Below are 23534 nucleotides of genomic sequence, written 5' to 3' on the forward strand. Positions count from 1 at the left end.
TCTACTGGGTTCGTACTTGCATGAGGAAGATGACCATGACCGCCAGAGCGCTGGCTTGTGTGCTGTTGTTCGGCTGGCTGTGCCAGGCGGCCCAGGCGCGCGAGTACCGCTACAGTGATGCCCACCTGCACTATGTGGACTTCTTCCAGGAAAGTGAAGGCATGCCGGCGCTGATCAAGGCCATGGATGCCGCAGGGGTTGAGCAGTCGATGATTTCAGGCATACCGGTGGCCAAGAAATGGCACGAAGACGAGCCCAAGCGCCCGCGCTACTACGCCGGTGATGACGCCGACGCCTATTGGTACAGCGCCACCGATACTTACGTGGCGGCGGCGCTGCAGCAATTGCCAAGTGAGCAGCGCAAGCGCTTCCACCCGTTCCTGAGTGGTTTTAACCCGGTGGACAAGAATGCGGTCAGCCATATCGAGCGCATGCTCGATTTGTACCCGGGCCTTTGGCAGGGCATCGGCGAGGTGTTCACCCGACATGATGACCTGACAGCGCTGACCAGTGGCGACACGCCACGTGCCAATAATGAGGCCATGACGCGTATCTACCACCTGGCGGCCGAGCGCGACCTGCCCGTGCTGCTGCATTCCAACATCACCTCCAAGCGCGAGCGCAACCCGCTGTACCTGGCGGAGATCGAAGAGCCGCTGCGCAATCACCCGCATACGCGATTCATCTGGGCGCATGCGGGCAGCAGCATGGAGATACATCGCCACCAGACGCAGATGGACTTTCTACTGCCGGTACTGAGGCGATTGCTGGAGGACTACCCGAACCTGTATGTCGATCTGTCGTGGAGTGTGCTGCAGCCGTATTTGCTGGATGAGCAGAGTGTGCCGCGCAAGGAATGGCTGGCGCTGGTCGAGAAGTACCCGGAGCGGTTCATGCTGGGTTCGGATGTGGTGGGGCGGTTTGGCAGCCTGGGGGAGCAGATGCACGGGTTCAAGCCGTTTCTGGATGCCTTGCCGGAGTCGGTGGCGCACAAGGTGGCCCTGGAGAACTTTCTGGCGGTGTTGCCCAGGGTACAGCAGTGACCTGTGCTGGCCTCTTCGCGGGTAAACCCGCTCCTACAAGGTGGGCACAGCGCTGAAGGCTTGTGTGGTGGGTTTGCCCGCGAAGAGGCCAGCACAGGCAACACAAACAAAAACGCCCCGAACCAGTCGGGGCGTTTTCATTTACAGCGGCAGCGTCTTACTTGCCTTCCCAGCGCTTGAGCACCAGAGTGGCGTTGGTGCCGCCGAAGCCGAAGCTGTTGCTCATGACCGTGTCGATCTTGGCGTTTTCTTCGGTTTTACGCAGGATTGGCAAGTCGGCGACTTCCGGATCCAGCTCGTCGATGTTGGCAGAGCCGGCGATGAAGTTGTTTTCCATCATCAGCAGGCAGTAGATCGCCTCGTGCACACCGGCAGCGCCCAGCGAGTGACCCGACAGGCTCTTGGTAGAGCTGATCTTCGGAGCCTTGTCGCCGAACACGGCACGCACGCCCTTGATCTCGGCCACGTCACCGACCGGGGTCGAGGTACCGTGGGTGTTCAGGTAGTCGATCGGGGTGTCGACAGTGGACAGCGCCTGCTGCATGCAGCGGATGGCGCCTTCGCCGCTCGGTGCAACCATGTCGTAGCCGTCGGAAGTCGCACCGTAGCCAACGATTTCGGCGTAGATCTTGGCGCCGCGGGCCAGGGCGTGTTCCAGCTCCTCAACCACGACCATACCGCCACCGCCAGCGATGACGAAACCATCACGGTCAGCGTCGTAGGCGCGCGAGGCCAGTTCAGGGGTTTCGTTGCGCTTGGTCGACAGGGCGCCCATGGCATCGAACAGGAACGACTGGCTCCAGTGCTCTTCTTCACCACCACCGGCGAAGACGATGTCCTGCTTGCCCCACTGGATCTGCTCCAGTGCGGTACCGATGCAGTGAGCCGAGGTGGCGCAGGCCGACGAGATCGAGTAGTTGATACCCTTGATCTTGAACGGGGTGGCCAGGCATGCCGAAACGGTGCTGCCCATGGTGCGGGTAACGCGGTATGGACCGACGCGCTTGACGCCTTTTTCACGCAGGGTGTCCAGCGCTTCCATCTGGTTCAGGGTCGAGGCGCCGCCGGAACCCGCCACCAGGCCGGTACGCGGGTTGGAAACCTGCTCTTCGGTCAGGCCAGCGTCTTTGATCGCGTCCTGCATGGCCAGGTAGGCGTAGGCAGCCGCATGGCCGACGAAACGGTAAACCTTGCGGTCGATCAGTTCTTCGAGGTTGAGGTCGATGGACCCGGAAACCTGGCTACGCAGCCCCATTTCCTTGTATTCCGGGTTGAAGCGGATACCCGGACGGCTGTTGCGCAGGTTTTCGGTGACGGTAGCTTTGTCATTGCCCAGGCACGATACGATGCCCAGACCAGTGATAACGACGCGGCGCATGCGAATAACCCTTAGAAATTGTCAGTGGAGGTGAACACGCCGACCCGCAGGCCTTCGGCAGTGTAGATCTCGCGGCCGTCGACGCTGACCGAGCCATCGGCGATGGCCATGTTCAGCTTGCCCTTCAGGACGCGCTTGATGTGAATGTTGTACGTGACTTTCTTGGCTTCAGGCAGTACCTGGCCAAAGAATTTCACCTCGCCCGAACCCAGGGCGCGGCCACGGCCCGGCAGGCCCTGCCAGCCGAGGAAGAAGCCAACCAGCTGCCACATGGCGTCGAGGCCCAGGCAGCCCGGCATTACCGGATCGCCTTCGAAATGGCAGGCGAAGAACCACAGGTCCGGGTTGATATCCAGCTCGGCGACCAACTCACCTTTGCCGTACTTGCCGCCTTCTTCGCTGATATGGGTGATGCGATCGACCATCAGCATGTTCGGCGCGGGCAGTTGCGCATTACCTGGGCCGAACAGCTCACCGCGACTGCAGCGCAGCAGGTCTTCCCGAGTAAAGGCGTGTTGTTTGGTCATGCGAGCTCCTCAATAACCCCCTGCGGCAGGGGATGAATCTTCCCGGCCGGCCCGAAAACCAAGCGCTTCGAGACGGCAGCCTACAGGTAGACTATTGCGTTGTGGTGAAAGTCACAGCGCACCTGGTGAAAGAAGTACAGGTGTGCACTGAAACGTCTATTTTCAGGTCCGATGAAGGTCCTGTCCAGTGTTTAAGACTGCCGCACTTTAGCATTTATCGCCAGTCGCGGTTGTCTGACCGGGTAACCAGCGCTGCAGCACCTGCTGCAATTCGGTGCGACGCAAGGGTTTGCTCAGGTAATCGTCCATACCGGCGGCCATGCAACGTTCACGGTCGCCCTGCAAGGCATTGGCGGTCAGGGCGATGATCGGTAGCCCAGCGCCGTTGGGCAATTGGCGGATGCGTCGGGTGGCTTCATAGCCGTCCAGGTGTGGCAGGCGGCAATCCATCAGTACGGCAGCAAAGCGCTGCCGGCCGACCAGTTCGACGGCTTCAAGGCCATCTTCTGCCGTGCATACTGCCAGCCCCAGGCTGCGCAGCATGGCTTCTACGACACTCCGGTTGACCGGATTGTCCTCCACCAGCAGTACCTGATCATTGTCCGGCACCGTCGTTCGTGCAGTCGTTGGCGGCGTCAACGGGACGGGGGCAGGGTTGGCGAGGGCCAACGGCATCTCCAGGGTGAAGGTCGAACCCAGGCCCTCACGGCTTTCACCGCGTAGCTTGCCGCCCATGCGCTCGGCCAGGGTACGAGCGATCGACAGCCCCAGCCCGGTGCCGCCATAACGACGGGAAATCGAGCTGTCGGCCTGCTGGAAGGCGACGAACATCATTTCCAGGCGGTCGCTGTCGATGCCGATGCCGGTGTCGCGCACGCTGCAGGTCAACCAGATCAACTGCCGGTCGAGCACCTGCCAGCGTGCGTCGACTTGCACCTGGCCGCGTTCGGTGAACTTCAGGGCGTTGCCTACCAGGTTCAGCAGGATCTGGCGGATGCGCGTGGGATCGCCGTTCACCTGCAGCTGCTCGATGCCGGCCGGCAGTTGCAGGTGCAGGCCCAGGCCGCGTTGCTGGGCGCTGTGCTGGAACGACTGCACACTGTTGGTGATCAGCTCGCCGAGGTTGAAGTCGATGTGCTCCAGTTGCAGCGCGGCGCGTTCGATGCGCGAAAAATCGAGGATGTCGTTGATGACCTTGAGCAAATGCCCGGTGGACTCGCTGGCCACTGCCGTGTAATCGGCCTGTTCACTGCTCAGCGGTGTGGTTTCCAGCAGTTGCAGCATGCCTAGCACGCCATTCATCGGGGTGCGCAACTCATGGCTCATCATCGCCAGGAAATCCGATTTGGCACGGTTGGCCTGTTCGGCCTCCTCGCGGGCCTGGATCAGTTCGGCGATGGCCTGCTTCTGTTCATCGCTGGCCTGTTCCAGGGCGCTGGCCAGGTTATTGATGTGGCGGGCCAAGTGGCCCAGCTCGCTGTCGTCGACGACCGGCAAGGGGGTGTCGTACTCGCCTTGCTGAATAGCCTTGACCGCATGGCCCATGTCGCTGATCGGCTTGGCCAGGCTCATGGCCAGGCGGCGTGCCAGCAAGAAGGTGAACAGCAGGGCGAACAACGCCAGGATCCCGGCCTTGATCACGATTTCCTGCTGACGCTGACTGAAGGCGTCATCGGACATGCCGACGATCACGCGGCCCAGGTAGTCGTCACCGATGGCCGGGGTGGTGGCTTTACCCTGCTGCAGGAAGTCGTTGTCCAGGCGGATTTGCTGCAGGCGAATGGGCGCCTGGAAAACCTCGACCTGTTGCGCACGGTTGGCACTTTCATCGGACTGCTCAACGTACACGAGGATGTGGTTGCGGCTGTCCTGCACTTCCAGAAAGCGCACATGCGGGATGCTGAGGGTGGCACGCATCAGCCCTTCAAGCACTTCGTTGTTGCCCGAAATCACCCCATATTCCGACGCCGGTGCCAACTGGTTGGCGATCAGTTGCCCGGTGTGGTTGAGTTCCTGGCGCAGGTCCTGGATGCGTACGAAGGTAAAGAAGCTGATCAAGAGCAAGGTCAGTAGCAGGGCGGGGCCGAGACTGATGATCTGCGTGCGGGTATGAATGTCCCAGCTCAAGCGTTTGCTCATGGGGTGGGTTCTCCCTCGGCCAGGGCCTTGACGGCGGCGTTCTGATCGATTGGTTCAAGACCCAGGGCACGGGCCACCTGCTGGTTGCCACTGACGCCGTAACGCACCGGGTACAGGCTGCGCGGCCAGCGCGTCGGCGGCTGGTCGAGCAACTGGTCGAGCACCCACAGCCAGTCGTCTTGGTCGCTGTAGGTACTGGCCAGGGCGCCGGCGCGAACGAAGCCGGCGTTCGGGCCGATCAGTGCCATCTGCCGGCCATAACTGCTCAACAGCAGGTTCTTTGCAGTCTTGGAGTTGTACAAGTCAGGGTCGTCCAGGCCCAGTAGCACATCGCTATTGCCCAGCAGGTGCTGCAGCGGCCGGTTGTCACGCGGGTCGGACCAGTCCTGGGCAACGATCTCCAGGCCTAGCGGCCGTGCAGCATGGCGCAGTTCGTCCAGCAGAAAGCTGCTGTGCTCGCCATACAGCACGCCAACGCGCTTGGCCTGCGGCAACAGGTAGCGTGCCAGGCGCAGTTGCCGTCCCAACGGTGCGTCGCTCCACAACAGTGTGAGGAACGCGGGGCGGGACTTTCCCAGGCGCTGTTCAGCCTGTACTCGGCTGACCCGCATGACCAGTGCCGGCGGGCCGGCGGTTTCCACCAGGCGCCATTCAAGTGCTGCGTTGTCGAGCAGGATCAGGCGTTGGTCGGCTTTGAGCTTGCCCGGGCGTGGCAGGTTGGCGGTGGTTTGAAACTGCACATGATCGTGGGGCCGGCGGCTTTCCAGTGCGGCGATGAAGCTGCGGACACCGGGCTGGTCCTCAGCCCCCACCAGCAGGACTTCGCTGGCGGACAAAGGCCCCAAAGGCCACAGGCAGAGCAGCAACAGGCGCAGCAGCAGGGCCATCAGAACTCCAGCTCCGCGCTCACGCTCAGGCGGTGACGGCTGTCGTAGCGGTTCTGCAGGGCCGAGGTCGGTTCATCGTCCAGGCGCTGCTGCCACAGCGCCGCCAGCTCCAGGTTGCTGCCATACACCCGAAAGCGCTTGGCCAGGCGCAGGTCAAGACGCTCGTAGCGGTACTGGTTGAGGGCATCGTCGCCGTAGTAGAACAGCGCGCTCGACCAGCCGGAACCCCATTCGCGCATCCACCCGGCCGAGCCGCTGTTACGGGCGCTGAGGCGACGGTCGTCGGGGTTGCTGGCCCACGCATCGACGTAGGCATAGGTCAGGCGCAGGCGGTCGCGCAGGGTGGGGCGCCAGTCCATTTGCGCCTCGCTGCCGCTGAAACGGGCCTTGTTGGCGTTGCTGGCGATGTACTGGTTGTTCCTCAGAGGCTCGCTGATCATGCCGGTGATCTCGTCGTAGAACAGCTTCACATCCAGGCTTAGGTCGAGGTCGCTGAAATAGCCGTTGTAGCCTAGCTCGCGCGAGCGCATGCGCTCCTGTTCAAGGTCGCCAGGGCCACGGGTCTTGACGAAATACTCACCGTTTTGCAGCCCGAATGAATTGGGGGTGAGGTTCTTGACCGTGTAACTCCAGTTGACGTTGTTCTCGAACATGTCGGGCGAGCGCACCGCTTCGGAGTACACCGCACGCAGGCCGTGGCGCGGGGTGATCAGGTAGTTGACCGCGACGCGCGGGGTCAGCGAACTGCCAGACAGGCGCGAGTCTTCGAACATGGCCCCACCTTGCAGTATCCAGTGCTCGTCGGCGCGCCATTCCAGCTGGCCGAACAGGCGCCAGGTCTGGTCGTCGATGCTGCCGTTGAAGTAGGTCTGCGAGTCGGCGCGATCATAGCGGTAGTTCATGCCACTGAGCAGACGCAGGCTGTCGGTCAGGCTCAGGGTGTCCTGGATTTCCAGGTCATAGCGGGTTTCACGGGTGCTCTGATCGACATCGCCGCAGACCTGCTCCCGTCCTCCCTGCTCCCATTGCTGCTGCACTTTCTGCAGAAGCCCTTCAAGGGCAGGGTCGTCAGTGGAAAGGGGGGCGCCAGTCGCAATGCCGCGCGCCACTTTCTCGGCGAAGTCGGGGTTCATCTGCCAGAGCTGGGTCAGTTCGGGGCTGAACGACTGCAAGGCATCACAGGCGCGCCACACTTGCTGGCGATCAAAATGCTGGGCGGAACCCTGGATATAAAGGCTGTGTTCAGCGCTGAAGTCTTTGGTCCAGCGCAACGAGCCCGCATAGTCCTTGGCGTTGACGTCGGCATTGTTCCCGGACTCGTACTGCTGGAACACCGGCTGGTAGGTGTAGGGCCGCTGATTGCTGCCTTCCTTGGCCGCCAGTTGCCACTCCAGGGTCTGGTCGACCGCCAGGTTGTGGTTGGCGCTGAGGTTGAAGCGAGTCAGGCGGCGGCTGTCGCGGTAGTCCTGGCCGAACTGGTTCTCATCGAAGCCGTCGTCCTGTTGGCCCGACAGCGACAGGCGCAGGTCGCCACCGTCCCAACCCAAGCCGTGGCTGGCATAGAAGTCGTTGATGCCGTCCTGGCCGCGTGTCACTTTCAGCCGCGTACCGTGGCTGTCGGCGGGTTTGCGGGTGAGGATGTTGACCACCGCCATCAGCGCGTTGGCGCCATAGCTGACGGTATTCGGGCCGCGGAACACCTCGATGCGCTCGATATCCTCCATGGCCAAGGGGATGTCGCTCCAGTCCACCGTGGCCAGGCCTGCGCGGTATACCGAGCGGCCATCGATCAATACCTGCATGCGCCGTGCGTCGTTGACGTTGCTGCCGTGGTAGTTGACCGTGGGTTGATTACCGGCACCGTAGCCGATCATCATGCCCGGTACCAGGCGCAGCAGTTCGGGGATGTCACGGGCACCGCTGGCGCGAATCAGTTCGCTGTCGAGTACGGTCATGCTGCCCGGGACAGCGGCGGGGGATTGTTTCAGGCGTGTGGCGGTCAGAACCTGTGGCAGGTCGGTGTTGTCGATGAACAGGTCGTCGGCCACGGCCTGACCGCCGAGCAGGGCGGTCAATAACAGCAGGCGCGGGTACGGGGGCGTGCCAGGGAACACGGAGCGGCCTTTGTTTCAGGATTGAAACAGGCATGGTAACTGACCGTGGGGGTTTTGCCAGTGGTTGTCGGGCGTACATCTTGAAATGTGCTGCGTGGCGGCGCTCGATCTCGACGGCCCCGAAAATGCCATGGCGAGTACCGCAAACGCCCAGACACTGGTTCTGTAGCAGGCGAGCCGTATAATGGCGGGGTCGCCACTTAACTTTTGGCTTTAATGGATTGGATATGACTGAACAGCAACCTGTTGCGGTTCTGGGCGGCGGCAGCTTCGGCACCGCCGTGGCGAACCTGCTGGCGGAAAACGGTGTGCCGGTGCGCCAATGGATGCGCGACCCGGCGCAGGCCGAGGCCATGCGTGTGAATCGCGAGAATCCGCGCTACCTCAAGGGTATCCGCCTGCACGATGGGGTTGATCCGGTCAACGACTTGCTGGCCACCCTGCAGGCCAGCGAGCTGATCTTCGTTGCCCTGCCATCGAGTGCCTTGCGCAGCGTGCTGGCACCGCATGCCGAGCTGCTGCGCGGCAAGGGCCTGGTCAGCCTGACCAAGGGCATCGAAGCGCAAAGCTTCAAGTTGATGAGCCAGATCCTCGAAGAAATCGCCCCCGAGGCGCGCATCGGCGTTTTGTCGGGGCCCAACCTGGCGCGCGAAATCGCCGAACATGCGCTGACTGCCACAGTGGTGGCCAGTGAGCACGAAGACCTGTGCCAGCAGGTACAGGCCGTGCTGCACGGGCGCACCTTCCGCGTCTACGCCAGTGCCGACCGTTTCGGTGTCGAACTGGGCGGTGCACTGAAGAACGTCTACGCGATCATCGCCGGCATGGCTGTGGCCTTGGGGATGGGCGAGAACACCAAGAGCATGCTGATTACCCGGGCCTTGGCCGAGATGACCCGTTTCGCCGTCAGCCAGGGCGCCAACCCCATGACGTTCCTCGGCCTGGCCGGTGTCGGTGACCTGATCGTCACCTGCTCCTCGCCCAAAAGCCGCAACTATCAGGTTGGCTACGCACTGGGGCAGGGCCAAAGCCTGGAAGAGGCGGTCAGCCGCCTGGGTGAAGTGGCCGAGGGGGTCAACACGCTCAAGGTGCTCAAGACCAAGGCCCAGCAAGTGCAGGTGTACATGCCGCTGGTGGCTGGTCTGCATGCCATCCTGTTCGAAGGGCGCACGCTGAACCAGGTGATCGAGCACCTGATGCGCGCCGAGCCCAAGACCGACGTCGATTTCATTTCCATCAGCGGTTTCAACTGAGCCCTTGGCGGCTCTGACACGAGCAAGGAGCAACACATGAACGATACGCCCGAACGCGCCCAGCGCGAGTCGATCATCCTGCGGGTGCTGTGGATGCTGGTGTTCCTGGTGGTCTGGCAACTGGCCGAGTTGCTGCTGGGTGGCCTGGTGCTGGTACAGCTGATCTACCGACTGGTGTATGGCGCGCCCAGCGCCAGCCTGATGAACTTCGGCGACAGCCTGAGCCAGTACCTGGCACAGATCGGCCGCTTCGGCAGTTTCCACAGCGACCAGAAGCCATGGCCGTTCGCAGACTGGCCGGCCCCGCGTGCGCCGGAAGGTGAAGCAGCGCACGCCGTGGCACCGGCCGCGCATCCGGTGCGTGACGAGGAACCCAAGCTGTGAAGCTGTGGGTGCTGCGCCACGGTGAAGCTGAGCCGCGGGCCAAGACGGATGCCGAGCGCCGGCTGACTGCCCATGGTCGCGAGCAGGTGCTGCACAGTGCGGCTTACCTGATCGGGCAGCCATTGCAGGCGATTGTCGCCAGCCCTTACGTACGCGCCCAGCAGACCGCCGCGCTGGTGCATGACACTTTGGGCTTCGCCGAACCCGTGCGCACCGTGCCCTGGCTGACGCCCGAGGGTGATGTGCAGCAGGTCATCGGCGAAATCGAGCGACTGGGGCTTGAGCATGTGCTGCTGGTCAGCCACCAGCCGTTGGTAGGTAACCTGGTCGGTGCGCTGGAGCACGGCCACAGGCAACAGCCGGCAGCCATGAGCACTGCCAGCCTGGCGGAGCTGGAAGGTGAGTGGCCGCTGGCCGGGTTGATGACGCTGCAGGCCATCCACTCACCCGCTTGAACTTCCCATGGCTTGTGCAGGCCACTGTTTCGCTCGCGTCTGCATGCTGGCATGGGTAAAGATCGATAAGGCAACTGGCATTTTTGTCAGTTGTCGCGCTTCACCACCGCTTGCTAGCGTTGCCACATGGCAAACATCAGGGAACGGCGAATGAGGGGTGAAATGCTGGAGCTGTTGCGCTCCCTGGACCTGCAACCCACCCTGGAACAGGTTGACCAAGGTACTTCGCTGGATTTCGCCCAATACAGCCTGCTGCGTGAATCGGCCGATGCCAAGCTTTACCACCTGATGCGCAAGGTGAACGACAACCCTGGGCTGGACCCTGCTGCGAGGCAACAATGCGAGCAGGACCTGCGTACGCTGCAGGATGCCTGCCTGCGGGTCTCGCACCTGCTGCAAACCAGTTGTCTGGCCCTGCGCCGCCTGCAACTGGATTACCAGGACCAGCGTCTGGCCCGCGAGGCGCTGGAGAGCCAAGTGGCCTACATGCAGGCCTGCCTGCGTCGGTCGCTGAGCAGTTTCGACCGCTCGGCATGACCTGATCCCCCTCGCCGATGACCTTTATGGACATTGCCGAACTGCCCCGCGATGCCGACAATGGGCCATCATTCCGGTCCGGACCAGGCGCCATGTCGCAGCAGATCTTCTTCGCCCATGCCAACGGTTTCCCATCGGCCACCTACGGCAAGCTGTTTGCAGCGCTGGCGCCGGACTATCAGGTGCAGCACCTGGCCCAGCATGCACATGACCCGCGTTTTCCCGTGGATGAAAACTGGCAAAGCCTGGTCGATGAATTGTTGCATCACCTGGCGCAGCAGGACCAGCCGGTCTGGGGCGTCGGCCATTCGCTGGGTGGCGTGTTGCACCTGCACGCGGCATTGCGCTGCCCCGAGTACTATCGGGGGCTGGTGATGCTCGACTCTCCGGTGCTCACCCGCGCTGATCAATGGCTGCTGCGCACAGCCAAGCGCTTTGGTTTCATCGACCGCATCACACCGGCCGGGCGCACCTTGGGGCGTCGCGAAACGTTCAATGACCGCGACAGCGCCCGGGACTATTTCGCTGGCAAATCACTGTTCCGCCATTTCGATCCCGATTGCCTCGACGCATATGTAGAACATGGTCTGCAGGTGGTGGGGCAAGGGCTGCAGTTGCGCTTCGACCCTGCTACTGAAATCAGCATCTACCGCAGCATCCCGCACACCAGCCCCGCCCCCGCGCACCAGTTGCAGGTGCCGCTGGCCATGGTGCGCGGCAACCGCAGCAACGTCATTCGTCGCCACCACACCTTGGCTGTGCGCGGCATGCCCAAAGGTGAATACCACAGCGTACCGGGTGGGCACATGTTCCCGCTGGAGCGCCCGGCCGACACTGCCAGCCTGATCAAGGGCCTGTTCGACCGCTGGAGCCAGGCATGAGCGCGCACGTAGAGGAAATTCGCCTGAGCCTGGGCCATATCGAGCTGGCTGCACACCTGTTCGGCCCCGAAGACGGGCTGCCGGTGATTGCCCTGCATGGCTGGCTGGACAACGCCAACAGCTTTGCCCGCCTGGCACCGCAACTGAAAGGTCTACGCCTCGTCGCCCTGGACCTGGCCGGCCATGGTTATTCGGAGCACCGCCCGCTCGGCGCCGGGTATGCCCTGGCCGACTATGCCCATGACGTGCTGCGCGTGGCCGAGCAATTGGGTTGGCCGCGTTTTGCCCTGCTGGGGCATTCGCTGGGCGCGATCATTTCGGTGCAACTGGCCGGTGCATTGCCCGATCGGGTCAGTCACCTGGCGCTTATCGACGGCGTCATCCCGCCGACCGGCGCCGAGCAGGACGCAGGCGAGCGTTTGGGGATGGCGCTGCAAGCCCAGTTGCGGCTGGATGGCAAACGCAAGTCGGTGTATGCGACATTGGAAGCAGGGGTGCAAGCCCGGATGAAAGGCATGGTCGCGGTCAGCCGTGAAGCGGCCGAGCTGCTGGCCCAGCGTGGCCTGATGCCGGTGCCCGGTGGCTACAGCTGGCGCAGCGACAGCCGGCTGACCCTGCCCTCGCCGGTGCGCCTGAGCGAGGTCCAGGCCATGGCCTATGTGCGGCGGGTGAGTTGCCCGGCGCTGTTGGTGGTGGCCGCCGACGGCATGCTGGCGCGCCACACAGAGTTGCTGGAGCAGCTACCCTTTGAACAGGTGACGCTGCCCGGCGGCCATCACCTGCACCTGAACGATGCGCAGGGCGCGGCCCTTGTTGCAGACTGTATCAATCGCTTCTTTGGCTTTGCTTGACTTGCACCGGACAAGTGTCGAGGCTTGGCGGGTTGAACAGGGAGACAACCATGCAACTGCCAGACATCCTGGAGCTTCAATTCGGCGCTGAGCGCCGCCTGGTTCGCCAATGAGCGTGCCCGTTTCCATTCGCACTGGCTTGGCTGCCTGCCTGGTGCTCGCCACCCCGGTGGCGTGGGCCGGCAGCCTGCCGGTCCCGCAGGACGCCAAGGTGGTCGATCAACGCCCGGCGACGGAACAGGAGCGGGTCTACCCGATGGGCCCGCTACGCAAGATCAGTGGCCGCCTGCGGGTCGATGACAAAGTCGAGAGCCGCGGTCAGGTCAGCTCGGTGACCTATGAATTGCCCGTCGAGCGGACTGCACGCGAGGCCTTCACCAGTGCCCGCGAAGCACTTGTACGCGAGGGTGGCTACCCGTTGTTCTGGTGTCAGGGGCGTGATTGCGGTGAGGCCAGCCTGTGGGCCAATGATGTGTTCGCCAATGCCCGCCTCAACGGAGGCGACGAGCAGCAGGCGTTCATCCTGCTGCGCCGCTCGGCAGACGAGGCGGATACCCTGGTCGCGCTGTACAGCGTTACCCGTGGCAACCGCCGTGCCTATCTGCACGTGGAAGAGTTCATCTCTGGCAGCCCGCTGGGCGTGCTGCTGCCAACCGCCGCTACGGTGCTGCGCGAAATGCGTGACACCGGCAAGCTCGACTACCCTGACCTTGCTGCGCCGCAAGACGCCTGGGTGAATCTGCTGGCCCGCAGCCTGAACCTTGACAGCACCTTGCGTGTCAGCCTCAGTGGCGCCCAGGCTGAGGCCTGGCGCGAAGCGCTGGTCAAGGCCGGGGTGCGCAATCGCCGTCTTGAAGTCGGCAGTGCGCCTACAAACGGCCTGCACCTTGAACTGATCCCTTGAACGAGCACCCTCATGGTTAACAATGATCGCCTGCTGGTCCAGATTCTGCTGGTGGCATTGCTGGGGGCCGGCCTGTGGGTGATGGCACCCTTCATATCGGCATTGCTGTGGGGGGCCATCCTGGCCTTTGCCAGCTGGCCGTTGATGCGCTTTCTTACGCGCCTGCTGGGCGGTCGCGAGACGCTGGCCGCCGGCCTGCTGACCATGGCCTGGATCCTGATCGTGGCACTGCCGCTGGTGTGGCTGGGGTTCAACCTGGCCGATCACATTCGCGACGCTACGGCGTTCGTGCGTGACGTGCAGGTCGACGGCCTGCCCGATGCACCGGCCTGGCTGGGTGGCATTCCTTTCGTTGGCGAGCGTCTGGTCAACGGTTGGCAATCGCTGGACCAGCAAGGCGCAGCCTTGCTTGCCTCGATCAAGCCTTACTTTGGGCAGGTGGGCAACTGGTTGCTGGCGCGCAGCGCGCAGATCGGCAGCGGCGTGCTGGAACTGACCCTGAGCCTGGTGTTCGTGTTCTTCTTCTACCGCGACGGGCCACGCTTGGCGGCATTCGTGCTGCGCTTGCTGCACCGGCTGGTGGGCGAACGCGCCGAGTATTACCTGGACCTGGTAGCCGCTACCGTGCAGCGGGTGGTCAACGGGGTGATCGGCACGGCGGCCGCGCAGGCCCTGCTGGCACTGATCGGCTTCCTGATCGCCGGGGTGCCTGGGGCGATCGTGCTGGGGTTGGTCACCTTCATGCTCAGCCTGATTCCCATGGGGCCGCCACTGGCCTGGATCCCGGCCACCGCTTGGCTGGTGTGGAAGGGCGAATACGGCATGGCGGTGTTCCTGGGTGTGTGGGGTACCTTCGTCATCAGTGGCGTGGACAACGTGCTCAAACCTTACCTGATCAGCCGTGGCGGCAACCTGCCGCTGGTGATCGTGCTGCTGGGCGTGTTCGGCGGCTTGCTTGCCTTTGGCTTCATTGGCCTGTTCATCGGGCCGACCTTGCTGGCGGTAGGCTACAGCCTGCTGCTGGACTGGAGCCGTAACGCGGCGCAGCAGCCGCCACAACAATAAGCCTGTAACGGCCCTTTCGCGGGCTTGCCCGCTTCCACAGGTACCACACAGGCCTTGAAGGCTGTGCAGTACCTGTGGGAGCGGGCGTGCCCGCGAAGAACGCTGATTTTTACGCATTCTTTATACCCACCCCCACCCCCCGATCTCGCCCCTTTACGTCTCTCCCTCGGACAATTTCCCCAAAGCGGCCCAAGCCGTAACACGGGGAGATCCACACATGAACATGCTCGACTGGCTGTCACTGCTACTGGCAGTGGCATTGGCGTTTTATCTGCTGGTGGCGCTGCTGCGCGCCGATCGCAGCTAGGGAGCGGCCATGCACAGTTACGATTTCGCCTTGCTCTTGGCATTCTTTGCCATCGTGCTGCTACCTGCACCCTGGCTCGGGCGGTTCTACTACAAGGTCATGGAAGGCCAGCGTACCTGGCTGACCCCTGTGCTGGGGCCGGTCGAGCAGGGCTGTTACCGGCTGGCGGGTGTGAACGCCAGCCAGGAGCAGAACTGGCGGCAATACGCCCTGGCCCTGTTGGCGTTCAACCTGGTCGGTTTCCTGCTGCTGTTCGCCGTGCTGCTGTTGCAGGGCTACCTGCCACTCAACCCTCAGCACCTGCCTGGCCAGGAATGGTCACTGGCGTTCAACACCGCCGTCAGTTTCGTTACCAACACCAACTGGCAGGCCTACAGCGGTGAGGCGTCGGTCAGCTACCTGAGCCAGATGCTTGGTCTGACCGTGCAGAACTTTGTCAGCCCTGCCACCGGCCTGGCCGTGCTGGTTGTCCTGTGCCGCGGTATCGCCCGGCGCAGCGCGACGACGCTGGGCAACTTCTGGGTCGACATGACCCGTGCCACCCTCTACGGCCTGCTGCCGCTGTGCTTGCTGCTGGCGCTGCTGCTGGTATGGCAGGGCGTACCACAGACCTTTGCCGACTACGCCCACGCGCTGACTTTGCAAGGTGCCGACCAGACCATTCCGCTGGGGCCGGCCGCCAGCCAGATCGCCATCAAGCAGCTGGGTACCAATGGCGGTGGCTTCTTCGGCGTCAACTCGGCGCACCCGTTCGAAAACCCAACGGCCTGGAGCAACCTGTTCGAGGTGGCATCGATCATCCTCATTCCGGTGGCGTTGGTGTTCACCTTCGGTCACTACGTGAAGGACCTGCGTCAGAGCCGCGCCATCCTCGCCTGCATGCTTGCCCTGTTCCTGATCGGTGGCAGCACGGCGCTGTGGTCCGAGCATCAGCCGAACCCGGCCCTGGAAAGCGCGCAGGTGCAACAGACCGCCCCTCTGGAGGGCAAGGAAAGCCGCTTCGGTACCACCGGTTCGGTGCTGTGGGCGGTCACCACCACCGCCGCCTCCAACGGTTCGGTCAATGCCATGCACGACAGCCTGAACCCGCTGACCGGTATGGTGGCGATGGTCAACATGATGGTCGGCGAGGTGATATTCGGCGGCGTCGGCGCGGGCCTCTACGGCATGCTGCTGTTTGTCCTTATCGCGGTGTTCCTGGCCGGGCTGATGATTGGCCGTACCCCGGAATACCTGGGCAAGAAGCTGCAGGCCCGTGAAGTGCAGCTTCTGGTGGCAACCCTGCTGGTGATGCCGGTTGGCGTGCTGGTACTTGGCGCCATCGCCGCCAGCCTGCCCGGCCCGGCCGGGGCGGTCACCAACCCGGGGGCGCATGGTTTCAGCCAGTTGCTGTACGCCTATACCTCGGGCTCGGCCAACAACGGCTCGGCCTTTGCCGGGTTTGGCGCCAACACCGTGTACCACAACCTGATGATCGGCCTGGCCATGCTCATCGGCCGCTTCGGCTACATCCTGCCGATACTGGCGTTGGCCGGCAGCCTGGCGGCGAAAAAAAGCGCGACGCTGGGGCAGAACAGCTTCCCGACCCACGGCCCGCTGTTCACCGGCTTGCTGCTGGTGACCATCCTGCTGGTCGGTGGCCTGACCTTCCTGCCGACCCTGGCCCTTGGGCCAATCGCCGAACACCTTAGCCTGGGTTTTTGAGGACCGATCATGAACATGCCCATTCCTGAAGTGAATAGCCGGCACAGTGCCAAGGACCAGACCCGCTTCGCCGCGCTGTGGCGCCCGGCGCTGGTGCAGGCGTTCGTCAAGCTCGACCCGCGTCAGCTCAAGCGCTCCCCGGTAATGCTGGTGGTGGCCCTGACCGCGGTGCTGACCACCGTGCTGTGTTTTGCCCCCGGCGGCGGCGTGAGCACCGGCGTTGCGGTACAGATTGCCCTGTGGCTGTGGTTCACCGTGTTGTTCGCCAACTTCGCCGAGGCGTTGGCCGAAGGCCGTGGCAAGGCCCGCGCCGACAGCCTCAAGGCCGGCAGCCAGGGCCTGACCGCCCAGCGTCGTCTGCGTGATGGCAGCTACGAGACGGTGGCTGCCAGTGCGCTGCGCAAGGACGACGTGGTCCGCGTGGTCGCCGGCGAAGTGATCCCCGGCGACGGTGAGGTGATTGAAGGCATCGCGGCCGTCAACGAGGCCGCCATTACCGGCGAATCCGCACCGGTAATCCGCGAATCAGGTGGCGACCGCTCGGCGGTGACCGGCAATACGCGGCTGGTCTCCGACTGGCTGCTTATCCGCATCACCAGCAACCCCGGCGAGTCGACCCTGGACCGGATGATCGCCCTGGTCGAAGGTGCCAAGCGGCAGAAGACCCCGAACGAAATCGCCCTCGACATCCTGCTGATCGGCCTGACCCTGATTTTCCTGATCGTGGTGGTGACCTTGCAGCCGTTCGCCCACTTCGTGGGTGGCAGCCTGCCGCTGATCTTCCTGGCCGCGTTGCTGGTGACGCTGATCCCGACCACCATCGGCGGCCTGCTGTCGGCCATCGGTATCGCCGGCATGGACAGGCTGGTACGGCTGAATGTCATTGCCCGCTCGGGCCGCGCCGTCGAGGCGGCCGGGGACGTGCATACGCTGATGCTCGACAAGACCGGCACCATCACCTTCGGTAACCGCCGCTGCAGCGCACTGCATGCTGCACCGGGCATTACCGCCAAGGAACTGGGGGAGGGCGCATTGCTGGCCTCGCTGGCCGACGACACCGCCGAAGGCAAGTCGATTGTCGAATACCTGCGCCAGTTGCATGACTTCGTCGACCCGCCTGCCGGGCAGTTCGAAGCGGTGGCTTTCAGTGCCGAGACACGCCTGTCGGGCATCGACTTCGAACAGCACCGCTACCGCAAGGGCGCCGTCGATGCGGTGCTGGCATTCGTCGGTATGCAACGCCTGGAAATGCCGGCGGCGCTGGCCCGTGAAGTCGAACGCATCGCGCAGAGTGGCGGCACCCCGTTACTGGTGTGCGTCGACAAGCGCTTGCTGGGTGTGATCCACCTCAAGGACGTGGTCAAACCTGGTATCCGCGAGCGCTTCGCCGAGCTGCGCAAGCTGGGCATCCGCACGGTCATGGTGACCGGCGACAACCCGTTGACTGCGGCCGCCATCGCCGCCGAAGCGGGGGTCGATGACGTGCTGGCCGAGGCCACGCCCGAGAAGAAGCTCGCGCGCATTCGCCAGGAGCAGAATGAAGGCCGCCTGGTTGCCATGTGTGGCGACGGTGCCAACGACGCCCCGGCACTGGCCCAGGCTGACGTAGGCATGGCCATGAACGACGGCACTCAGGCTGCGCGTGAGGCCGCCAACATGGTCGACCTGGACAGCGACCCGACCAAGCTGCTGGACGTAGTCCAGGTCGGCAAGGAGCTGCTGGTCACCCGCGGTGCGTTGACAACGTTCTCCATTGCCAACGACGTGGCCAAATACTTCGCCATCCTGCCGGCGCTGTTCGCTGCCATCTACCCGCAACTGGGTGTGCTCAACCTGATGCAACTGGCCAGCCCGCAGAGCGCCATCCTGTCGGCGATCGTGTTCAACGCGCTGATCATCATCGTGCTGATCCCGCTGGCGCTGCGTGGGGTGCGCGTGCAGGCGGCCAGTGCGGCGCACCTGTTGCGGCGCAACCTGATGATCTACGGGCTGGGTGGCATTGTGGTGCCGTTTGCCGGGATCAAGCTGATCGACCTGCTGCTCAACGCCCTGAACCTGGTCTGAGGAGGCCGCCATGACTGCTTATCTACGCCCGGCATTGAGCCTGGCTTTGTTGATGACCCTGGTGACGGGCGCTCTGTATCCGCTGGCGGTGACCGGTATTGCCCAAGTCGCTTTTCCGAACCAGGCCAACGGTAGCCTGGTACGCGATGCGCAAGGCCAGGTGCGGGGTTCGGCACTGATCGCCCAGGACTTCCAGGGCGATGGCTGGTTCCACTCGCGGCCCTCGGCAGGTGCCTACGCGACCGTGGCCAGCGGCGCCAGCAACCTGTCGCCGAGCAACCCGGCGCTGGCTGAGCGGGTAAAGGGCGATGCGGCCACGTTGTATCAGGCGCAGCAGGGGCCAGTGCCGCAGGCGCTGCTGACCACCTCGGGCAGCGGCCTGGACCCGCACTTGCCACCGGAGGCCTTGGCCTATCAGATCCCGCGGGTGGCGGCGGCACGGCAGCTGCCGGTAGAGCGCTTGCAAGCCTTGCTGGAACAGGCCACCCTCCACCCATTGATCGGCCCGCCGGTGGTCAACGTGCTGGCGTTGAACCAGGCCTTGGAAAAGCTCGCCAGGTAACGCTGGCAGGAAGCCTGTAGGAGCGGGTTCACCCGCGAATGCGGTGGTGGTGCCACTGACGTATTCGCGGGTAAACCCGCTCCTACAAATTAAGGGGGCTTTCCCTGAAGTGGCCGACTGCTGGAAAAAGCAAAGGATGAAACATGAGTGACTCCGCCCGCGCCGATGCGCTGTTGGCCAACCTCCCACGCACCGGCCGGGGCCGGCTGAAGGTGTTCCTCGGTGCTGCCCCCGGCGTCGGCAAGACCTTCGCCATGCTCCAGGCCGCACACGCCCAGCAACGCCAGGGCGTGCAGGTGTTGGCCGGGGTGGTCGAAACCCATGGCCGCGCGGAAACCGAAGCGTTGCTCGGTGGGCTGCATCAGCAGCCCTTGCTGCGCAGCCAGTACCGTGGCGTCACCCTTGAGGAAATGGACCTCGACGGCCTGCTGCGTGCCGCGCCGGCCTTGGCCCTGGTGGACGAACTGGCCCACACGAACGCCCCCGGCAGCCGCCACGCCAAACGCTGGCAGGATGTCCAAGAACTCTTGGCCGCGGGCATCGACGTGTACACCACGGTCAACGTCCAGCACCTGGAAAGCCTCAACGACAAGGTCCGCGACATTACCGGCGTGCAAGTGCGCGAGACCCTGCCGGACTGGGTGCTGCAGGAAGCGTTCGAGCTGGTGCTGATCGACCTGCCTCCGCGAGAGCTGCTCGAACGCCTGCGTGAAGGCAAGGTGTACGTGCCCGAGCAGGCTAGGGCGGCCATCGATGCGTACTTTTCGCAAACCAACCTCACCGCCCTGCGCGAGCTGGCCATGCAGACCGCCGCTGCTCAGGTCGATGCCGACCTGGCCCACGGCTATCGTCAGCGCGGCCAGGAGGCGCCGGCCTTGCGCGGCCGGTTGCTGGTGGGCATAGACGGTGACGATCAGGCCGAACGCCTGGTGCGCCATGCCAGCCGCGTGGCCCAGCGCCGTCATCTGCCTTGGAGCCTGGTGCATGTGGACAACGGCCGCCTGCGTGACGAAACCGCACGGCATCGTTTGCAAGCCGCGCAGCAACTGGCCGAGCGGCTGGGCGGGGAGGTGGTGCTGCTGCGTGCTGGGGAAGTGGCCCGTACGCTGATCCAGCATGCGGTCGAGCGGCGGGCCAGCCTGGTGCTGGTCGGGCAGTCCCGCAACCGCCTGCGTCGGCGTTTGTTCGGCGCGGGTGTGGCGGCGCGGCTGCTGCGCGAAAGCCGTGGTCTGGAAATCAACGTGCTGGACCGCGACGTGCAGCCGCCAGCGCCGCGTTCAGCCGTGCGGCGGGTGTGGGTGTGGCGTCATTACCTGCTGGCGCTGCTGGCCACCGTGATGGCTGCGGGTCTGGCCTGGGCGGTGTCCAGTGTGCTCGCGTTGCCCAATATCTCGCTGGTGTTCCTGGCGGCGGTGTTGCTGGTCGCGGTGCGCAGTAGCCTGGGACCTGCGCTTGCTTGCGCCGCGCTGTCGTTCCTGGTCTATGACTTCCTGTTCATACCGCCCAACTTCTCGTTCACCATCCAGCGCGAAGAAGACGTGCTGACCTTGGTGTTCTTTCTGTTGATGGCCGCGCTCACCGGCAACCTGGCCGCGCGCCAGCGTCGCCAATTGCAGGCGCTGCGCGAGACCCAGGCGCAGACCAGCCAGTTGCTCGACCTGTCTCGCCGGTTGACGGTAGCCACCGACCGCCAAGCCATATTCAAGGCTGCCGGCCAGCACCTGGACGGCTGGCAGGACGCCCAGGTGTGCTTGCTGGAGCGCAACGCCGAGGGCCAGTTGCAAGTGGCCAGCGGGGAAGCCTGCACCTTCAGCGACACCGAACGGGCGGCTGCCGATTGGGCCTGGCAGCATGGGCAGGCCGCCGGCCACGGCAGCGATACCTTGCCAAATGGCCGTTGGTGGTGGTGGCCATTGGCGGTGGACGATCAGCCGCTGGCGCTGCTGGGCGTGCGCCCGCGCAACGGGCAGCCGCTCAGCGACCCACGCCGGCGCCTGCTTACCGCCCTAGGCCAGCCCCTGGCCCAGGCCCTGGCCCGCGCACGCCTGGCCGAACAGCTGGAAGCCGCACGCCTGCACGGCGAAACCGAGCAACTGCGCAGCGCCCTGCTGGCTTCCGTATCCCATGACTTGCGCACGCCGTTGACCGCCATGCGTGGCAGCATCGACAGCCTGCTGGCGTTGGGCGATGCGATCCCGGCTGAAGACCGCCGCGAGCTGCTGGAGGGCACCCGCAACGAGGCTGAACGCCTCGATCGCTACATCCAGAACCTGCTGGACATGACCCGCCTGGGCCATGGCGGCCTCAAGCTGGCCCGCGACTGGGTGGCCCCGGCGGATATCGTCGGCAGTGCGCTCAACCGCCTGCGGGTGGTGCTGGCGCCGCTGCGTGTGCACACGGACGTGCCGGCCGAGCTGCCATTGCTGTTCGTGCATGCGGCGTTGATCGAGCAGGCACTGGTCAACGTGCTGGAAAACGCCGCACGCTTTTCGCCGGCCAATGGTCGGCTTGAGCTTCAGGTGTCGGTGCATGACGACCAACTGCGCTTGACCGTCAGCGACCAGGGCCCCGGCATTCCCGAAGCCGACCGCGAGAAAATCTTCGACATGTTCTACACCGCCGCCCGTGGCGACCGCGGCGGGCAGGGTACCGGGCTGGGCCTGGCTATCTGCCAGGGCATGATCGGTGCCCATGGCGGGCAGATTCTGGTAGGCGAAGGCATTGATGGCCAAGGCACCAGCATCACTCTATGCTTGCCGCTGCCTCCTCAACCTGAAGCCGAAAGCGAAACCCCATGAGTCAGTCCGCCACCCTGTTGGTCATCGACGATGAACCGCAGATCCGCAAGTTCCTGCGTATCAGCCTGGCCTCGCAAGGCTACAAGGTGCTGGAGGCCGCCACCGGTGCCGAAGGGTTGGCCCAGGCGGCACTGGGCAAGCCGGATCTGGTGGTGCTCGACCTGGGGCTGCCGGACATGGACGGCCAGCAGGTACTGCGTGAGTTGCGCGAATGGAGTGCAGTGCCGGTGATGGTGTTGTCGGTACGTGCCAGTGAAGTGCAGAAGGTCGATGCGCTGGATGGTGGCGCCAATGACTATGTGACCAAGCCGTTCGGTATCCAGGAGTTTCTCGCCCGCGTGCGGGCGTTGCTGCGCCAGGTGCCACAAGCCGGCGGCTCGGAAGTGGCGGCCAGCTTTGGGCCGCTGACGGTGGATTTTGCCTTCCGCCGGGTGACGCTCGAGGGTGTGGAGGTGGCATTGACACGCAAGGAGTATGCTTTGCTGGCGCTATTGGCCGGGCACCCCGGGCGGGTGATTACCCAGCAGCAGTTGCTCAAGGATATCTGGGGGCCGACCCATGCGGAGGATACCCACTACCTGCGCATTGTGGTCGGGCATCTGCGACAGAAGCTGGGCGATGACCCCACGGCGCCGCGGTTCATCATTACTGAGGCGGGGGTTGGCTACAGGTTGGTGGCGCCGACAGCATAACCCCCAGCCCAAAGGGCCGGGCGACCACCTGCCGGGTCTGGACGCGCGCAAGGGATATCAGGCCCTGGGGGGCTCCTTCTCGAACAGCTGGCGCATGACTTCCAGGTAGCGTCGCGCGCCCAGGCCCAACGGGCGCGACTTGATCCAGATGATGTCTACCCACAAGCGCAGGCGGCTGGCCATGTTGTCGAAGCGCACCTCGGCCAGTGCGCCCGAGGCAATCAGCGGTTCGACCAATGGCTGCGGCAGGTAGGCCCAGCCCAGCCCGGACTGCACCAGGTCCAGCGTGGCGAGGTAGCTATCGGTCAACCAGATGCGCCGGGACAGCACCATGCGCGGGTCCGACCCGGTGGCCTTGCCCGAAGCCACGATGATCTGCCGTTGTTCGGCAAAGGCCTCTTCAGGCAATGGCGTACCGCTGTTCTGCCCGGCTGGATGGCGCGGTGAGGCAACGGCCACCAGCAGTTGGCTGCCGGCCTCGAGGAATGACTCGCGCTCATCGATGCCGGGCCGTTCGAACACCAGGGCCAATTGCACACTGCCGTCATGCAGCAGGCGAATGGCTTCGGTCTGGGTGGCCGAGCGTACCTCGATTTCCAGGCTGGGAAATGCCTGGGCGAGGATTTCCAGCGGTTGGTTCCAGGGGCCGGTCTGCAACTCAGGCGCCATGGCGATGGTCAGGCGCTTTTCCAGGCCTTTGTGCAATTGCAGGGCCTGGGCATCCAGCAGGTTGAGTTGGCAGATGACCTGCCTGGCCTGGGGCTCCAGCGCCAGGGCGGCGTTGGTGGGCAAGGCTTTGCGCGTGGCCCGGTCGAACAGGGGCAGGTCCAGTTCCGCTTCCAGTTGGGCGATTGCCATGCTCACGGCTGAAGGCACACGGCCCAGCTTGCGGGCGGCGGCGGAGAACGAGCCGGCATCGAGCACCGCGAGGAAAATCGCCAGGGAGTCGCTGGTAAAGGCCATTGTCAGTAAACCTGATGACGGGAACG

At 64.1% G+C, this 23534-nt stretch carries 21 protein-coding genes; 15 read left to right on the forward strand and 6 right to left on the reverse strand.

Annotation, left to right across the window (positions count from 1 at the left end; translation table 11 throughout):
• The first annotated feature begins 35 nt into the window (after nt 1-35).
• Complete coding sequence (locus tag QYE47_RS12135) at nt 36-1043, forward strand: amidohydrolase family protein (protein WP_014590276.1); 1008 nt, start codon at nt 36-38, stop codon at nt 1041-1043.
• 157 nt (nt 1044-1200) lie between these two features.
• Here QYE47_RS12135 and fabB read toward each other — a convergent pair whose 3' ends face one another.
• The 5 genes from fabB to QYE47_RS12160 all read right to left on the reverse strand — a co-directional run bounded on the left by fabB (nt 1201) and on the right by QYE47_RS12160 (nt 8088).
• Nucleotides 1201-2421, reverse strand: coding sequence for a beta-ketoacyl-ACP synthase I (gene fabB, locus QYE47_RS12140; protein WP_003251511.1), 1221 nt, complete (start codon nt 2419-2421; stop codon nt 1201-1203).
• An 11-nt stretch (nt 2422-2432) separates the two neighbouring features.
• Nucleotides 2433-2948 (reverse strand): 3-hydroxyacyl-[acyl-carrier-protein] dehydratase FabA, encoded by a 516-nt coding sequence (fabA, locus tag QYE47_RS12145; RefSeq protein ID WP_003251509.1) that lies wholly within the window; start codon nt 2946-2948, stop codon nt 2433-2435.
• Nucleotides 2949-3155: 207 nt separating this feature from the next.
• Nucleotides 3156-5087: an ATP-binding protein gene (locus QYE47_RS12150; RefSeq protein ID WP_014590277.1), complete on the reverse strand. Its 1932-nt coding sequence runs from the start codon at nt 5085-5087 to the stop codon at nt 3156-3158.
• A complete protein-coding gene (locus QYE47_RS12155) occupies nt 5084-5974 on the reverse strand; it encodes an ABC transporter substrate-binding protein (RefSeq protein ID WP_014590278.1) in 891 nt (296 codons plus the stop codon). The genes QYE47_RS12150 and QYE47_RS12155 overlap by 4 nt, the downstream gene beginning before the upstream one ends.
• Nucleotides 5974-8088: a TonB-dependent siderophore receptor gene (locus tag QYE47_RS12160; RefSeq protein ID WP_014590279.1), complete on the reverse strand. Its 2115-nt coding sequence runs from the start codon at nt 8086-8088 to the stop codon at nt 5974-5976. Before QYE47_RS12160 ends, QYE47_RS12155 begins: the two co-directional genes overlap by 1 nt.
• Before the next feature lie 227 nt (nt 8089-8315).
• On the opposite strand from QYE47_RS12160, the gene QYE47_RS12165 reads away from it, so the two are divergent.
• From QYE47_RS12165 to QYE47_RS12230, 14 genes are all read left to right on the forward strand, one after another.
• The gene (locus tag QYE47_RS12165) at nt 8316-9341 is read left to right on the forward strand and encodes an NAD(P)H-dependent glycerol-3-phosphate dehydrogenase (protein ID WP_014590280.1); all 1026 of its coding nucleotides are present in this window, start codon (nt 8316-8318) and stop codon (nt 9339-9341) included.
• Between the two features lie 36 nt (nt 9342-9377).
• Entirely contained in the window at nt 9378-9725 is a 348-nt protein-coding gene (locus QYE47_RS12170; protein ID WP_003251499.1) for a DUF4389 domain-containing protein, read from the forward strand.
• Nucleotides 9722-10180 carry a phosphohistidine phosphatase SixA gene (gene sixA, locus QYE47_RS12175; protein WP_014590281.1) on the forward strand — a complete coding sequence of 153 codons (459 nt, stop codon included), beginning with the start codon at nt 9722-9724 and terminating at the stop codon, nt 10178-10180. The genes QYE47_RS12170 and sixA overlap by 4 nt, the downstream gene beginning before the upstream one ends.
• Nucleotides 10181-10342: 162 nt before the next feature.
• Nucleotides 10343-10717: a hypothetical protein gene (locus QYE47_RS12180; RefSeq protein ID WP_010954933.1), complete on the forward strand. Its 375-nt coding sequence runs from the start codon at nt 10343-10345 to the stop codon at nt 10715-10717.
• A gap of 92 nt (nt 10718-10809) precedes the next feature.
• Entirely contained in the window at nt 10810-11598 is a 789-nt protein-coding gene (locus QYE47_RS12185) for an alpha/beta hydrolase (protein WP_026031896.1), read from the forward strand.
• Nucleotides 11595-12449 (forward strand): alpha/beta hydrolase, encoded by an 855-nt coding sequence (locus QYE47_RS12190; protein WP_014590283.1) that lies wholly within the window; start codon nt 11595-11597, stop codon nt 12447-12449. Before QYE47_RS12185 ends, QYE47_RS12190 begins: the two co-directional genes overlap by 4 nt.
• 109 nt (nt 12450-12558) lie before the next feature.
• On the forward strand, nt 12559-13353 hold the full coding sequence (locus QYE47_RS12195) for a DUF4892 domain-containing protein (protein WP_014590284.1): 795 nt from the start codon (nt 12559-12561) through the stop codon (nt 13351-13353).
• Nucleotides 13354-13365: 12 nt separating this feature from the next.
• On the forward strand, nt 13366-14418 hold the full coding sequence (locus QYE47_RS12200; RefSeq protein ID WP_014590285.1) for an AI-2E family transporter: 1053 nt from the start codon (nt 13366-13368) through the stop codon (nt 14416-14418).
• A gap of 217 nt (nt 14419-14635) precedes the next feature.
• Entirely contained in the window at nt 14636-14725 is a 90-nt protein-coding gene (gene kdpF, locus QYE47_RS12205; RefSeq protein WP_041166875.1) for a K(+)-transporting ATPase subunit F, read from the forward strand.
• Between the two features lie 9 nt (nt 14726-14734).
• Nucleotides 14735-16429: a potassium-transporting ATPase subunit KdpA gene (gene kdpA / locus QYE47_RS12210; RefSeq protein ID WP_014590286.1), complete on the forward strand. Its 1695-nt coding sequence runs from the start codon at nt 14735-14737 to the stop codon at nt 16427-16429.
• Between the two features lie 9 nt (nt 16430-16438).
• Nucleotides 16439-18493, forward strand: coding sequence for a potassium-transporting ATPase subunit KdpB (gene kdpB, locus QYE47_RS12215; protein ID WP_070383608.1), 2055 nt, complete (start codon nt 16439-16441; stop codon nt 18491-18493).
• A 10-nt stretch (nt 18494-18503) separates the two neighbouring features.
• Complete coding sequence (gene kdpC / locus QYE47_RS12220) at nt 18504-19055, forward strand: potassium-transporting ATPase subunit KdpC (protein WP_014590289.1); 552 nt, start codon at nt 18504-18506, stop codon at nt 19053-19055.
• Nucleotides 19056-19198: 143 nt separating this feature from the next.
• Entirely contained in the window at nt 19199-21853 is a 2655-nt protein-coding gene (locus QYE47_RS12225) for a sensor histidine kinase KdpD (RefSeq protein WP_014590290.1), read from the forward strand.
• Entirely contained in the window at nt 21850-22545 is a 696-nt protein-coding gene (locus tag QYE47_RS12230) for a response regulator (RefSeq protein WP_014590291.1), read from the forward strand. Before QYE47_RS12225 ends, QYE47_RS12230 begins: the two co-directional genes overlap by 4 nt.
• A 57-nt stretch (nt 22546-22602) precedes the next feature.
• Here QYE47_RS12230 and QYE47_RS12235 read toward each other — a convergent pair whose 3' ends face one another.
• Nucleotides 22603-23508, reverse strand: a complete 906-nt coding sequence (locus QYE47_RS12235; protein WP_014590292.1) for a LysR family transcriptional regulator — start codon at nt 23506-23508, stop codon at nt 22603-22605.
• Between the last annotated feature and the right edge of the window lie 26 nt (nt 23509-23534).

It is taken from the genome of Pseudomonas sp. 2,4-D (assembly GCF_030418155.1).
GTDB lineage: Bacteria > Pseudomonadota > Gammaproteobacteria > Pseudomonadales > Pseudomonadaceae > Aquipseudomonas > Aquipseudomonas alloputida.